General features: G+C 71.0%; 7 protein-coding genes. 3 read left to right on the top strand and 4 right to left on the bottom strand.

The window, feature by feature from the left end; genetic code table 11:
* Nucleotides 1-299: 299 nt before the first annotated feature.
* Nucleotides 300-3,965 carry a GH92 family glycosyl hydrolase gene (locus VFB40_RS26895; RefSeq protein WP_324855538.1) on the bottom strand — a complete coding sequence of 1,222 codons (3,666 nt, stop codon included), beginning with the start codon at nt 3,963-3,965 and terminating at the stop codon, nt 300-302.
* A gap of 150 nt (nt 3,966-4,115) precedes the next feature.
* Complete coding sequence (locus tag VFB40_RS26890; RefSeq protein WP_324855534.1) at nt 4,116-5,570, bottom strand: glycosyl hydrolase family 79 C-terminal domain-containing protein; 1,455 nt, start codon at nt 5,568-5,570, stop codon at nt 4,116-4,118.
* A gap of 422 nt (nt 5,571-5,992) precedes the next feature.
* Between VFB40_RS26890 and VFB40_RS26885 the strand changes: the two genes are divergently transcribed.
* The gene (locus VFB40_RS26885) at nt 5,993-9,373 is read left to right on the top strand and encodes a fibronectin type III domain-containing protein (RefSeq protein ID WP_324855532.1); all 3,381 of its coding nucleotides are present in this window, start codon (nt 5,993-5,995) and stop codon (nt 9,371-9,373) included.
* Between the two features lie 186 nt (nt 9,374-9,559).
* Here VFB40_RS26885 and VFB40_RS26880 read toward each other — a convergent pair whose 3' ends face one another.
* Nucleotides 9,560-11,926, bottom strand: a complete 2,367-nt coding sequence (locus VFB40_RS26880; RefSeq protein ID WP_324855530.1) for an ABC transporter permease — start codon at nt 11,924-11,926, stop codon at nt 9,560-9,562.
* Between the two features lie 50 nt (nt 11,927-11,976).
* Nucleotides 11,977-12,726: an ABC transporter ATP-binding protein gene (locus tag VFB40_RS26875; RefSeq protein WP_324855528.1), complete on the bottom strand. Its 750-nt coding sequence runs from the start codon at nt 12,724-12,726 to the stop codon at nt 11,977-11,979.
* Nucleotides 12,727-12,941: 215 nt separating this feature from the next.
* On the opposite strand from VFB40_RS26875, the gene VFB40_RS26870 reads away from it, so the two are divergent.
* Entirely contained in the window at nt 12,942-14,279 is a 1,338-nt protein-coding gene (locus VFB40_RS26870) for a sensor histidine kinase (protein ID WP_324855526.1), read from the top strand.
* A complete protein-coding gene (locus VFB40_RS26865; RefSeq protein WP_324855523.1) occupies nt 14,276-15,001 on the top strand; it encodes a response regulator in 726 nt (241 codons plus the stop codon). The genes VFB40_RS26870 and VFB40_RS26865 overlap by 4 nt, the downstream gene beginning before the upstream one ends.
* Nucleotides 15,002-15,072: the final 71 nt, after the last annotated feature.

Here is a 15,072-nt window from a genome sequence, read left to right as displayed (position 1 = left end):
CACGGATCGGCCGGCCACATCGACGTGCGCCTCTTTGCTGCTCATGTTCGCAGGCTAAGCGCAGTCGGACGTGGCCGCGACACGACAGGGTGGCAGGTTGCTGCAACGGGGACGGGAAAGGCGCTGAGCAGGCGGGGCAGGGGGCTGATTCGGTGCGGTGTGGATGGATGGGCGGGGGGTGGGCGGCGCGGATGGATGGGCAGGGCGGATGGATGGGCAGGGCGGATGGATGACTTTGCAAGGCGGCTGCGGGGCACTGGCGTACAACGCCAGTGCCCCGCGGCCGCCGGTGGCGGGGGTTAGTCGATCACGGTCACGCCGTCGGGCACGTTGCCGACCGTCACCGCCGCGCCCGGCGTTCCGGTCGCGACGGTCACCGGCACGACGTTGTTGACGTTGGTGTCCACCACCCACGCCGTCGTCCCGTCCGGGCTGAATCCGACCGCGTAGGCGCCGGATCCGGTCGGGATGAACGAGCCCGGCGCGTTGGTCGCGACGGTGATCGGGGTGACCCCGCCCGCACCGAAGTCCGCGACGTACGCGGTCTTGCCGTCCGGCGTGATCTGGACGTACTGCGGGCCTGCACCGGTCGGCACGGTGGCCGCGACACTGTCGGTCGCCGCGTCGATGACCGAGACCGAGGCCGAGCCGCCGTTGGTGACGAACACGCGGCTGCTGTCGCGCGTGATCGCGACGCCGAACGGCGCGGAGCCGACCGCGACGGTGTGCGTGACCGCGCGGCTGGCCAGGTCGATGTCGCTGACCGTGCCGCTGCCCTGGTTCGCGACCCACAGCTGCTTGCCGTCCGGGCTGACCGCGAGCCGTTCCGGCTGGCCGCCGACCGCGATCGGGGTGCCGGTGGCGAGGGTGGCGACGTCGATCGGCTGGACGGTGCCGTCGCCGAAGTTCGTCACCCACACCGTCTTGCCGTCCGGCGTCGCCGCGACGTCGGCGGCCACGCTGCCGACCGGGACGGTGGCGAGCGCGGCGTTCGTGGTCGTGTCGATCACGGTGACGTCGTTGGTGTTGTTGTTGGCGACGAACAGCTTCCCGCCGGCCGTGATCATGCCGTCAGGGCCGCCGCCGACCGGGATCGGCGGGCCGGCGTTGCGGGTGCGGGTGTCGACCGGTGTGACCGTGTTGTCGCTGTAGTTGGACACGTACGCGGTCGGGATGCTCTCGCCGGGCTGCGCGACCGTGGCCAGCAGCGAGACGGTGGGGATGGCTGCGCCGTTGGACGCGTGCGCCGCGAATGAGACCTGGTAGTAGCCGGTCGCCATGCCTGGCGCGGCCGCGATGGTGACCGTGGTCTGCGCGGTGCCGCCTGCCGGTGCCGTGATCGTGCCGCCGCTCGGTGTTGCGGACAGGCCGCTCGGTGCCGCCGCGCTCCACGTGACGGTGGCCGGGCCGGAGGTGCCGAGCGTGTCGTCCGCCTCGACGGTCACGGTCGTGCTGGTGCCGGGTGTAAGCCGGATTTGGCCCGGAGTGACGGCGAGCGCCGCGCGGGTGCTCGGCGGGAAGTGGACGGGTCCCGCGCCGAAGGACGGCGGCGCGTCGCCGGGTGCGGTTCCCCAGCTGGTGTTCGGGCTCGTCGAAAGTGTGTAGTCGAGTTCGTGCGTGCGCGCGGCGTCGATCCAGGTGTGCTGCGTCGAGCGGCCGTCGACCTTCAGGCTGCTGATGTACGTGTCACCGGCGCCTGCCGCGTTGATGCGCAGGTCGCCGTACGCGCCGTGGATCACCACGTGCGGGAATTGCGGCGCGCCGAGTACGAGCATCGGTACACCGGGGGTCTGCGGGTAGACGCCGAGCGCGGCCCAGACGTACCAGGAGCTCATCGCTCCGAGGTCGTCGTTGCCGGGCTCACCGCCGGGTGTCGCCGAGTATAGCTGGGTGCTGATTTGGTGGACGATCGCCTGCGTCTTCCAGGGCTGGCCGACGCTGTTGTACGCCCACGGGGTGTCGAACGCGGGCTCGTTGCCCTGCCAGTGGTACGGCGCGTTCGGTCCGGCGTTGAGCTGGGTGAAGTAGCTGTCGAGCCGGGCCGCGGTGGCCTGGTCACCGCCGATGCCCTGGATCAGGCCCTTGAGGTTCTGCGGGACCATCCAGGTGTACTGCGCCGCGTTTCCCTCCTGGAAGCCGTTCTGGCCGAAGCCGCTGCCGGTCTGCACCGGCGGGCCGGAGGGGAAGGCGCCGGAGGCGTCGCGCGGCTCGACGTAGCCGTCCGCGGTGTCGAAGACGTTGGCCCAGTTCTGCGAGCGGCCGGCGAAGGTGCGCGAGGTCGAGTCCTGATGCAGGTATTGCGCGAGCCGGGAGATGGAGAAGTCGTCGAGGGCGTACTCGAGGGTTTCGGAGGCGCCGTTGGGCACCGGGCTGATCGAGTCGGAGCCGGTGTTCGGCACGTACCCGTCGGCGATGTACGCGGCCGCGTTCGGGCGCTCGGCATACCAGCCCTGGCCCGGTGTGCCGGCCGTGGCGTTCGCGCCGTTGACCATGTCGGCCAGCGCGGCCTTCGCGTCGAAGCCGCGCGCGCCGAACGCGTAGAAGTCGGCGAGGATCGGGTCCGCGGCGTCTCCGTTCATGACGCCGGTGTAGCCGTTGGCCACCGGCCACTTGGGCAGCCAGCCGCCTTGGGCCGCGTCGTTGAGCAGCGAGGTGGCCATGTCGGCGGCGACGCGCGAATCGATCGTGGCCAGCAAGGGCGCCTCGGAGCGGTAGATGTCCCAGCCGGAGTAGTTGGCGTATTGGGCGTGGCCGGGCTGCACGCGGTGGATCTTGTTGTCAAAGCCCGGATACTCTCCGTTCGCGTCGCTGAACAGGCTCGGCTCCAGCGAGGCGTGGTAGAGGGCTGTGTAGAAGGTGGATTGCGCGGAGCGGCTGCCGCCGCGGATCGAGATGGTGCCGAGCTGGCGGTTCCATGCGGCGGTGGCTTGCGCGGCCACGGTGTTGACGTCCCAGCTGTGCGCCTCGGCGGCGAGATTGCCCAGCGCGCCCTGCGTGCTGACGTACGAGACCGCGACCTGCATGCGCACGTCAGGGTCATGCGTCGTGTCGAAGGTAAGCCAGCCCCCTGCGACGACTCCGGAGCCCTGCTGCGCTGCCGCGGAGTGGCTGGCGGAGGTCGGGTACCGCTTGGGCTGCGGGCTCTGCTTGCCGTATTCGGTCACGGCCGCGCCACCCGGGGACTTGGTGACCTGCGCGGCACTTGTACCGCCCCAGGTTCCGGAGGCGGTGAACGGCCGGTCGAAGCGCGCTGCGAAGTACACGGTGTAGCTGTCCGGCTGGCCGCAGAAGTGGCCGCTGCTGACGGCGCCGGTGATCTCCTGGTCGCCGAGGGTCTGGAAGGTGGCCGAGGAGCTGCCGTTCGCGCTGTCGGCGGCCTTCACCAGCAGCTGGGCCTGCGTGGTCGCGGGGTAGGTGAACTGCGCCAGGCCGGTGCGCGCGGTCGCCGCGAGCTGCGTGCGCACTCCCCCGGCGGTCACCGAGTAAGAACCCGGATGCGCGGTCTCCGCCGCGTGGGTGAAGGACGCGGTGGCCGAGTTCGGGTCGGCGGGAAGCGCGCCGGCGAGCGGGAGAATCGGGAAGTCGCCGGCGACCGCGCAGCCCGGCCCGGAGACATGCGTGAGGCTGAAGCCGGTGATCTGCGAGTCGTCGTAGTCGTAGCCGCCGCCGGGCGGCCGGGACGTGGTGTCGGGGCTCCACTGGAGCATGCCGAACGGGACGTCGGCGCCGGGGAACGTGTCGACCTGTCCGACGACCGCGCCGCCGCTGCCTGTTCCGACCAGCGGATCGACGAGCGCGGCCGGATTCGTGACGGCCGCGGCGTCGGTGGCGGCGTGCGCGGGCAGCGCAGCGAACAGGGGCGCGAGCAGAGTCGCGGTGGCGAGGAGGGAGAGACGTGAACGTGGATGTGGGCGCAGGGAATGTGGGCGCAGAGCGTGCGGGGCAGCGTCGGCCCGCCAAGACATCGTTGTCACGGAGGCTACACTTCCCGTCCCGGATGATCGAGTCAAGATCGATACATCGCCGCGACATGCCTGAGGCCTGTCCGGCGCGGGAGCGCGAGCCGGACGGACCTCAGGCTTCGATCATGTCGCGCTGATGGGGCTGCGCCGGGCTCAATCGAACCGGATGATGACTGCGCTGCCCGGTTGTACGGTCACGACCGCGGTGCCGCCGTGCACGGTGACATGGCTCCCGTGCGGCGGGAGGAAGGCGCCGTGCGGACCGACCTGCCGGCCGCCGAGCGTGATGCCGCTGGTTGCCGCGAGACCGGCCGGGTCCGAGGTGGTCAGCGCGATGAGCCGGCCGTCATGCAGCCGCGCCGTGCCGAGGTTCAGCGTGATGGTCGTCGCAGCGCTCGTCGCCGGGTCCTGCACATCATCAAGAACCACCGTGAGCTTGTGCCCATCACGCACGGCGTACGCGCGCACATCGGCCGCGTCCGGGTTGGTGAGGCCGACGAACACACCCGAACCGACGAGCGATGTGGCGAGCATGCCGTAGTAGATCGGGCGCGGGGTGAGGTCACCGGCGGTCGGGCACAGCGGCGTGTACGGATCGCAGCCTGCTGCGTTAGTGCCGTCCATGAACTGCGCGTTGGCCACTCCGTGCTGGGCGAGCAGCAGGCTGTAGTCCAGTTCCCACAGCGCGGCGGCGAATGTGTCGCTCACCCCGGCTTGCCCGGCGCAGACCACTGAGTTGGTCTCGGTCATCGCGGGCGTCACGTGCAGCGCCCGGGCCGCGCTGAACAGTGCGTCGGCATTGGTGGTCTCGTACTGGACCGCGCCGGTTCCGAGCAACTGCGCGGCCGTGACGGTCCTTCCGCCGCACACGCTGAGCGGGTAGGTGTGGTCGGTGACCTCGGCCAGGCCCGGCGTCGGGTTCGCCGTCTCGTCCGCCGTGAAGGCGGGCAGGTAGGCCTGGTGGTTCGTCTCCGCGTCGGGACCGGTCAGCCGGATGCCCGGAGCCGCCTGCTCGATCGCGGCCGCGTACGCGCGGAAGTCCGCGAAGTAGGCCGTTTCGCTGCTGTAGTAGAAGTTCGGCTCGTTGCCGATCTCGATGGCGAGCAGCGCGCGGCCGAAGATCCGCTGCGCGTAGCGGGCTTCGTCGGCGGCGCGGGCCGCGTCGGGGTGCTTGAGGTCGACCGCGAGCACGACGCGCCAGTGCGCTGCTCGTGCGACGGCGGCGAGGTGGCTCAGCTTCTGCGGGGTGATCGTGCCGACCGCCCAGGACGGCGCGGTCTCGCCGGTCGAGGTCCAGAAGGTGCTGTCGCCGGAGTTGCCGCCGACCCGCAGGATGCCGCCGCGTCCCAGAGTCCTGAGATAACCGGCGAGGTCGGTGGCGGCGTAGTCGTCGGCGGCGAGCGTGGCGGCGCCGAAGGAAAGTCCGAGGAAACCGGGGCGCAGCGGGTTGCCGATCCGGTCCGGGTGCACGGCGATGGCGAGCGCGGACGCGGACGGGGAGGCCGCGGGCACGTTCGCGTGCGCGGTGCCGGATCCGAGCAGCGCGGCCACTGCGGCGCACACCGCGGCGATCCGGGCGCGGGCGTGGACATGCGACGTACGAATCATGGTTCTTGATCGACTCCTGCCTGTGGCGCTGTACCGCGGTTTCGGGGGCAGCGCGGTCCGTGGCGGCCAAGGCGGTGACCGATGGTGAAGAACCGTTCGCGACTCACTGTCGCGACGATCACCTCGGCCCGGCAAGGATTCGGCGCGGATTGTTTCAGAGACGTGATAGTCATTCAGAAGTGTGAATGCAGCGGGGCTTCAGGCCTGATCGCCGCACAATCGTTTCCCGACAAAGCCTGCGGGCCCGACGCCGCGCGAGTACATTCACCCCTGTGTGACGACGCGGCCCGTCGCGGCTGCGATCACGGTCGGCCCAGACGTGGGGCCGGCCGCCCGGTTTGAACCGGTTCATAGATCTGAGCAGGCGGCTTGAGCCGCGCGCTCGCCAACAGTAGTGGGGGGAACGGATGATGCGTGTCTACGTGCGTACACGCTTCAGAAAAACGCTCATCGGCTCGATAGCCGCCTCGCTCGCGACGCTCGGCCTGACCGCGGTGATCGCGACCGCGCAGGCCGCCGGGGCGCCGCCGAGCTTCGTGCAGCAGGTCAACACGCACCACTCGAACGTCGCCTCCACCGCCGTGACGCTGCCCGCCGCGGTGACCTCGGGCAACCGGCTGATCGTCGAGGTCGGGGTGTGGAACTCCAAGTCGGCGACGGCCAGTTCGGTCACCGACTCGGCCGGCAACAGCTACACCGAGCTGACCCACTTCACCGCCTCCGACCACACCGAGCTGAGCGTGTGGAGCGCGCCGATCACGGCCGGCGGCGGCACCGCGCCCACCGTCACCGCGAACGTCACCTCGGCCGCCGACATGGCCGTCGCCGCCCTTGAGTACTCCGGTCTCGCGCCGAACACGGACGCGTCGATCGTCGACGTGCAGGCGCACGCCACCGGCACCACCTCCGCGGCCGGCACCGTGGCCGCCGGCGCCACCTCGACCGTCGCGGCGAACAACGAACTCGCGCTCGGCTTCTACGCCGACTCCGGCTTCCGCGACGCGCTCTCCCCCGGCTCCGGCTTCACCGCGCGCTCGAACATCTCCAGCGCCTCCGACATGGAGCTGCTGGTCGAGGACCAGGCCGCCAACCAGGGCGCGACCCCCAACGCCACCTTCGGCACCGGCGGCAGCACCGTCTGGCTGGCCGCTACCGTGGTGCTCAAGGGCGCCTCCTCGTCCTCGTCGCCGACCGTTCCCGGCACGCCAAGCTCCGTGACCGCGACCGCGGGCAACGGCTCGGCCACGGTGTTCTGGTCCGCTCCGTCGGACGGCGGCTCGGCGATCACGTCGTACACGGTCACGCCGTACGTCGGCGGGACCGCGCAGACGGCCACGGTCGTGAGCGGTTCGCCGCCGCCCGCCTCCGCCCTCGTCGCCAACCTGGCGAACGGCACCAGCTACACCTTCACCGTGACGGCGACGAACTCGGTCGGCACCTCGGCCGCCTCCGCGCCGTCCAACGCGGTCGTTCCCAGCGCCCAGCCGCAGGGCCAGTGGGGTCCGCTGGTCACCTCGCCGTACGTGTCGATCCACACGGTGCTGCTGAACGACGGCAAGCTGATCCAGTGGGACGGCTGGAAGACCCCCACGCAGACGTACGTCTACGACCCCGCCGCGGGCACCTACACCGAGATCGACGCCCCGGCGAGCATCTTCTGCGGCGGCAACGCGAAGCTGCCCGACGGCCGGGTGCTGGTGGCCGGCGGCTTCGGCATCGCGGCCACCGGAATGCTCGGCATCACGGACACCAACATCTTCAATCCGGCGACGCGGACCTGGACGAAGATGGCGAGCATGCACCTGCCGCGCTGGTACCCGGACCTGACCGAGCTGCCGGACGGCCGGTACGTCGCGATCAGCGGCAACTCGACGGACTCGTCGACGTGGGCTGACACGCCCGAGCTGTACGACCCGTCGACGAACACCTGGACGCTGCTCTCGGGCATCACCACCTCGCAGGTGCACGAGCTCGAATACCCGTTCTCCTACCTCGCCCCGAACGGCAAGATCTTCACCATCGGCCCGCGCGAGGACGTCTCCTACTGGCTCGACGCGAACGCGCAGACCTGGACCCCGGTCGGGCCCAGCGGCGTGGTCAACGGCTCCGCGGTGATGTACCTGCCGGGCAAGATCCTCTACAGCGGCGGCGCGTCGAGCGTCAGCACCAGCACTCCGGCCCAGTCCAACGCGGCGACCATCGACCTGACCGCGGCGACGCCGACCTGGAAGTCGATCGCGCCGATGAACAACGCGCGGATCTATCACACGCTGACGATGCTCGCGGACGGCCGGGTGCTGGCGGTCGGCGGCGGGACGGTCTCGGACCAGATGCAGATCACCAACGGCGTGATGCCGGCGGAGATCTGGGACCCGTCGACCGGGCAGTGGACCACGATCGGCTCGATCGCGGCGGCACGCAACTACCACTCGACCGCGGTGCTCCAGCCGGACGGCACGGTGCTGGTCTCCGGCGGCGGGCACCCGGAGACGCTCAACGACGCGGGCCAGTTCAACTCGCAGGTGTATTCGCCCTCGTACCTGTTCAACGGCGCGCGGCCGACGATCACCTCGGCCTCGGCGAGCGCCCAGTACGGCTCGACGATCACGGTCAACACCCCGGACGCCGCGAACATCGGCGCGGTCAACCTGGTCTCGTTCGGCGCGGACACGCACCAGTCGGACATGGACCAGCACTTCGTGCCGCTGTCGTTCACGGCCGGCTCGGGCTCGCTGTCGGTGCAAGCCCCGGCGAACGGCTCGATCGCGCCTCCCGGCGACTACATGCTGTTCATCCTGAACAAGGCGGGCGTGCCGTCGATGGCCGCGACGGTGCACATCACCGCCGCCCCGCCGACCGCTCCGGCCGCGCCGACCGGTGTCGCGGCCACGTCGGGCAACGGCTCGGCCTCGGTGTCGTGGACCGCGCCGGGCAACGGCGGTTCGGCGATCACGTCATACACGGTCACGCCGTACGTTAACGGCACGGCGCAGTCCCCGACGACCGTCTCCGGCAACCCGCCGGCGACCAGCGCGACGGTGACCGGGCTGACCAACGGCACCAGCTACACCTTCACGGTGACGGCCACGAACGCCGTGGGCACGTCGCCCGCGTCGTCGCCGTCCAACGCGGTCACGCCGTCCAGCGTGATCACGCCGGCCTTCGTGCAGCAGAGCTCCGTGCACAAGGGCGGAGTGTCGTCGACCTCTGTGACGCTCGGCTCGCCCTCGGTCATCGGCAATCGCATGATCGTCGAGGTCGGGACGTGGGGCTCCGCATCGCCGACCGCGAAGAGCGTGACGGACTCGGCCGGCAACACCTACACCGAGCTGACGCACTTCACCGCCTCGGATCACACCGAGCTGAGCGTGTGGAGCGCGCCGATCGCCGCGGCGGGAGGCACGCCGCTGACCGTCACGGCGAGCACCACCGCGTCCGGTGACATCGGCCTGGCGTCGCTGGAGTACTCCGGATTGTCCGCGGCCTCCGGCACCGGAGCGCTCGACGTGCAGGCGTCGAGTGTCGGGAAGAGCACCGGCGCGGCCACCGTCTCGTCGGGCGCGACGGCCGCGGTCGGCGCGGGCAGCGAGCTGGCGCTGGGCTTCTACGCCGACTCAGGGTTCGGAGACACCATCGGCACCGGCTCCGGCTTCGCCTCCCGGGTGAACATCTCGAACACCTCGGACATGGAGCTGGCGGCCGAGGAGGAACTGGTCGCCCAGGGCAGCACCCCGAGCGCGACGTTCACCAGCAGTTCGGCCACGGTCTGGCTCGCGGCGCTGCTCGTGTTCAAGCACGCGTAGACGGGCAAGGCAGGCTTCCGTCTGGGTCAGCAGGGAAGGTGAGGGCTGGGGCAGCGGCGCGCTCCAGCCCTCACCGCTTTGCGTGGTGGCCCGCTTTCTCGTTCAACTGGACATTCACCGGGTGGATGTGCGGCGGCGGGCGGGCGGCTCCCCCTCGCGAAGTCGCCCGCGCGCCTCACCGGCCGCTCACTCGGTGCGCAGGGCGGTCGCGGTGCGGGTCTTGGCCGCCCAGCCGGCCGGGAGCAGCGCGCCCGCGATCGCGATGACCAGGCCGCCGAGGCCGAGCAGGACCATCTCGCTGCCGCGGTACACGCTGATGTACTGCTGCGGGAGGTTGGTTCCGGCGGTGTGCGCCATGATCGGCACCACGTAGCTGTGCAGCGCGATACCGACGGGCACGCCGACGATTCCGGCGCACAGCCCGACCAGCGCGGTGGAGCTGAGCACCATCGCAACGGTCTGCCTCGGGCTCATGCCGACCGCCTTGTAGACGCCGAGATCGTGCACCCGCTCGCGGGTCTCCAGGACGGCGGCGTTCAGGACGGCGAGCCCGGCGACCGTGCCGAGCATCGCCGTCAGGATGGCGATCATGCTCTCGAAGAAGAGCAGCGTCGAGCCGCCGCGGTCCAGGGCCGTGTCCTGCGCGTCCGCGTATATCGGATGCAGATTCGCGTTCAACGACCTGATGTATGCGGTGCGATCGACGCCCGGTTGGAGGTGGATCTCGAAGCCGCTGATCCGATCGACGTGGTCGACCGCGGCGAGGGTGCGCGCGTCGGTGATCACCTCGCCGTTCTGGGAGCGCAGGTCGAACACCTCGCCGACGATCCGCACCGGGATCGACGCGCCGTTGTCGGCCAGGGTGATCGTCGAACCGATGCTCGTGCCGGTGACCTGCAGAAAGCGGGTCGCCACCACGGCCTGCCCCGGGCCGGTGAACCAGGAACCTGAGATGAGCGGCACGCTGTACGCCGCGGCCGCGCCTTGAAGCAGGCGTACCTCGGTCGTCCCGGAGATGCCGGAGACCGCCAGCTGTGTCCCGCCGGTCCCGTAGTACGAGCGGGTTCCGGGCTGCGCGGCGATCGCCGCCGCCACCGCGGCCGGGTTCGCCGCGGGCTGGTCGGCGCCCTTCGGGCCGGCGTGCGCGATTTCCGCGCCGTCGCTCGTGGCGCCGAGGTCGACCGCGACGTCCGCGGTGCCGTCGCGGCTCTCGCCGTTTCGCACGTCCTGGAAGGAGCTGACCAGTCCGAAGGCGAAGGTCAGCGCGGTGGCCCCGAAGGCGACCGCCGCGGCGACGGCCAGGGTGCGCGCGGGCCGGGCGAATGGGCTGCCGAGCCCGAGCGAGACCGCGCGGGGCAGCGGGACGCGGCCGAGTAGCTGGCGCGCGACGCGCCCGCGTCCGGCCTTCGGGCTGCGGCCGACCGCGATGGCCTCGACGGTGCGCAGCCTTCCCGCGCGCAGCGCCGGCACGAACGCGGTCAGCGCGACGAGCACGGCCGCGACGCAGGGGGCTGCGACGTCGATCCAGGTTGCTACCGAGAGCGAGACCGTGCCGTAGGCCAGTTCGGCCCTGTTCAGCAAGGGTTCGGCGAGCACGTTGCCCAGCGCGACGCCGAGCGCGATACCGACGACTGAGGGGATCAGCGCCTGCGCGATGTAGGCGCGCACGACCTGCGCGGGAGTGAATCCCAGGGCTTTGAGAATGCCGATGCGCCGCAGTGACGCCCCGACCGCCGCGCTGACCACGTTGCTGATGATGATCACCGCCATCACCAGCCCGAGCACGCCGAACGCGACGATGAAGGGCACGAACGGCGCGGTGTTGCGTTCAGCGTCCTGCTTGGCCGAGAGCCACGAGAGCGAGCCGGTAACGGCGCCTCGCGGCAGCCTGGCCGTCACCGCACTGCGGTCGGTGGTGACCCGCGTATCGGTGCCGGCATTGGCGAAGCGGTACAGCATCTGGAATCCGGGCACGGTGCCCGGCTGGGTCAAGGCAGGGATCTGACTCGGTTCGACCCACGCGTCGGCGGTGCCGGTGACCGACTGTGCGATGCCGACGATGGTCAGAACCGGCTTGCCGGGCAGGTCCGGGAAGGTCATCGTCATGCCGACGCTGCCGCGGGGGCCGAAGAAGCTGGTGGAGAGCACGATCTCGCCCGGCCTCGCGATCCAGCGGCCGTCGGTGAGCACCAGGTCGTCGACCGGTCCTCCGGGATTCGCCCGGCCGACGATGTTCATCGGCGGGAGCCCGATGCCGGGGAAGTCACCTCCGCTATCGGTGCCGTGCTCGGCGATGATCTGCGGATAGGGACCGGAGGCCGCGGTGACGCCCTGAGCGTGCGCCGAGTCGGCCAGTTGGGCGGTCGTCGCCTTCGAGCCGTCGGCCAGGACGGCCAGGTGCGCTCCGTTCTGGGCGTTGAATGCGTGGTCGAAGGGTGCGCGCGAGGCCATGAGCAGCGCGCCGGCCAGCACCGTGGCCGTGACGGCGATCATCGTGGAGAGCGCGATGACCAGTGTCTGTATTCTGCGACGGCCGACTCCGGCACGCACCACGCGCCCGAGTGCGCCGCCCCGGCTCCGGCCGGGTCGGTTGCCGGGAGAACTCACCGGGCCGCCCCCTCCGTGGGGAAGGGGGCGACACCGGCTGCTGCGCTGGACGCGTCCGTGTTCGCGTATGCGGTGTCGCTGGCGATCCGGCCGTCGACTAGGCGCACGGTGCGCGTGGCGCAGGACTGCGCGAGGGTGAGGTCGTGCGTGACCAGCAGCACGGTCTGCCCGTCCGCGTTGAGCTCGGAAAGCAGCGTGCGTACATCCTGTCCGGACGCCGTGTCGAGCGCGCCGGTCGGTTCGTAGGCGAGCAAGAGCGCCGGGCGGTTGATCAGGGCTCTGGCGACCGCCACCCGCTGGCGCTCGCCGCCGGAGAGCCGGCCGGGATAGACGCGGGCGTGCTGGGCGATCCCGAGTGTCTCCAGCAGTTCCGCGGCGCGTGCGCGGGCCAGCGAGCGCGGCGTCCCGGCGAGCTGGGCGGGCAGCAGCACGTTGTCGCCCACGGTCAGGTCGTCGAGCAGGTTGAAGAACTGGAAGACCATGCCGATCCGGGTCCTGCGATACTTCGCCGATCCGCTTTCCCCCAGCTCGTCGACGCGGGTTCCGGCTACCGTCACCGTGCCCGCGGTGGGCCGGTCCAGGCCCGCGATCAGGTTGAGCACGGTCGACTTGCCGCTGCCGGAGGGACCGAGGATCGCCACCGCCTCCCCCGGCCGGACGGTCAGCGAGATGTCGTCCACGGCGGGCGGCCCGCCCTCGTACTTCTTGGTCACCTGGTGCAGTTCGATCAACGGCGCGTCGACCATCGCCGGGCTCCTTCGTCTCGGACAGGGTCCTGATGTTGCTGACAGCCGACGAAGGTAGGCCCGCGCGCCCGGCCGCACGTCGCTCAGCGGGGCGAGATCTCGTACCGCGTTCGGCGCATGCCGGCTGGCGTCATCCTCTGGATGTATCCGGGAGATGTAGGGCGTCGTGCGCCTGGTGGGATGTGCGGCGGCGGGCTCAGCGCGAGAATGACCCGGTGACCACGGCCGATTTCACGCGGATCGCGGGCGGGCTGCGGCGGCGGGCAGCGGCGGCGTTCGCGCCCTCGCGCGAGCTGCCCACGCCGAGCAGGCGCGCGTGGATCTTCGACCTCGCGCTGGCGTTCGTGCTCACGGCGATCACCCTCATCTCGGTGAGCCGGGAGAACCACGGCCTCATCGCGACGCCCGGGTTCGGTCCCGACGGAACGGTCTACCCGCTCGTGCGGCCGGCCGGCACGTCGCCGGCCGAGCTGCTGCTCGCCGGGATGGCCGCGGCGCCGCTGGCGGCGCGCCGCAGGTATCCGATGAGCGTGTTCTGGATCATGTTCTTCGCGATCGTCAACACCGAGCGGACGCCGGCCGTCCTGTTCGTGACCATCGTGATCGCGGCGTACAGCTCGGTGGCCTACAGCCCGTACCGGGTGCCGGCGATCGGCGGGCTGATGCTGGCGGCGGTCATCGTCGCGGCCAGGTCCGGCAACGCGATCCCGCAGATCCCGAACTCGCTGAGCCCGTTCGTGATCCTGGTGCCGGTGGCCTACGCCGGCAACACGATCCGGCGCTGGCGACAGCAGACGGCGGCCAACCTGGCCCGGATCCGCGCGCTCGAACTGGGCCAGGAGGAGGCGACCCGCGAGGCGGTCGAGCTGGAGCGGGCGCGGATCGCACGGGAGCTGCACGACGTGGTCACGCACAACGTGAGCGTGATGGTGGTGCAGGCGGGCGCGGCGCGGAAGGTGATGGGCTCCTCCCCCGAACAGGCTACGCAGGCGCTGCTCGCGGTCGAGGCGAGCGGGCGCACCGCGATGGCCGAGCTGCGGCAGGTGATGGGCCTGCTCACCACGGCGGCCGAGGAGCCGCAGGACGCCGCGCCGGGCGCGCCGCCGAGCAGCGCCGGTTCCGGTGCGGCCTTCGGCGTCGGCAGGGATGCGCGCTTCGCTCCACAGCCGGATCTCGATCAGCTCGAATCGCTGGTGGATCGGGTGCGCGCGATCGGCGTGCCGGTCACGCTCACCTTCACCGGCCCGGTGCGGCCGCTGCCGCCAGGCGTGGGCCTGGCTGCGTATCGGGTCGTGCAGGAGGCCCTGACGAACACGGTCAAGCACGCGGTCGGCGCGTCCGCTGCGGTCACCGTGACATACGGCGAGATGGATCTCAGGTTGGAGATCGTGGACACCGGCGGGATTCCCAGCGAGGCGGCAGCGACAGGGAACCGGCGCGGCCTGCTCGGTCTGCGCGAGCGGCTGGCGGTCTACGGCGGCAGGCTGGAGACCGCACGCCGGCCGACCGGCGGCTTCCGGGTCACGGCCGTCATCCCGTTGGAGGCGCAGTGAGCGTTCAGACGCCGCTGCGCGTCCTGGTCGCCGACGACCAGGCGCTGGTGCGCACCGGATTCAAGATGATCCTCGCGGCCGACGGCATCGAGGTGGTCGGCGAGGCGGCGAACGGACTCGAAGCGGTCGAGGCGACGCGCAGCACCCGGCCGGACGTCGTGCTGATGGACATCCGCATGCCCGAGGTCGACGGCTTGGAGGCGACGCGGCGGATCCTCGGGGATCCGAGCACTGACGGGCAGGGGCCCGGGTCGGCTGACGAGGCGCCGGACCGCCCGCGGATCATCATCCTGACGACGTTCGACCTCGACCGGTACGTGTACGAGGCGCTGGCCGCCGGCGCGAGCGGCTTCCTGCTCAAGGACGTCACGCCGGAACACCTGGTCGGCGCGGTGCGGCTGGTCCGCTCCGGCGACGCACTGCTCGCACCGACCATCACCCGGCGTCTGGTCGAGCGCTTCGCGCGGCACGACGAGCAGAAGCAGGGGCGCAAGACATACCGCGATCTCTCCGCGCTCACGCAGCGGGAGGCGGAGGTCCTGCAGCAACTCGGCAGAGGGCTAAGCAACGCGGAGCTGGCTGCGCAGTTTCACCTAAGCGAGGCGACGGTCAAGACGCACGTGGCGCGCATCCTCGCCAAGCTCCAACTGCGCGACCGGGCCCAGGCGGTGGTCGTCGCCTACGAGAGCGGTCTGGTTCGGCCTTGCTTCGACGAGACGTAGCGCTTGCTTCGACGGGACACAGCGAACGCATCAGATGCCGGCGAAAGGGTAGAGCGCCGGGCTGAGCAGCC

Source organism: Actinocrinis sp., assembly GCF_035650855.1.
In the GTDB taxonomy this organism is placed as follows: domain Bacteria; phylum Actinomycetota; class Actinomycetes; order Streptomycetales; family Catenulisporaceae; genus Actinocrinis.
This window is presented reverse-complemented; position numbering and strand designations above follow the sequence as displayed.

Excerpts from the sequence above, each read along its gene's own strand:
- VFB40_RS26895 (WP_324855538.1), bottom strand. The coding sequence starts at position 3,965 with ATGTCTTGGCGGGCCGACGCTGCCCCGCACGCTCTGCGCCCACATTCC.
- VFB40_RS26875 (WP_324855528.1), bottom strand. The coding sequence starts at position 12,726 with ATGGTCGACGCGCCGTTGATCGAACTGCACCAGGTGACCAAGAAGTAC.
- VFB40_RS26890 (WP_324855534.1), bottom strand. The coding sequence starts at position 5,570 with ATGATTCGTACGTCGCATGTCCACGCCCGCGCCCGGATCGCCGCGGTG.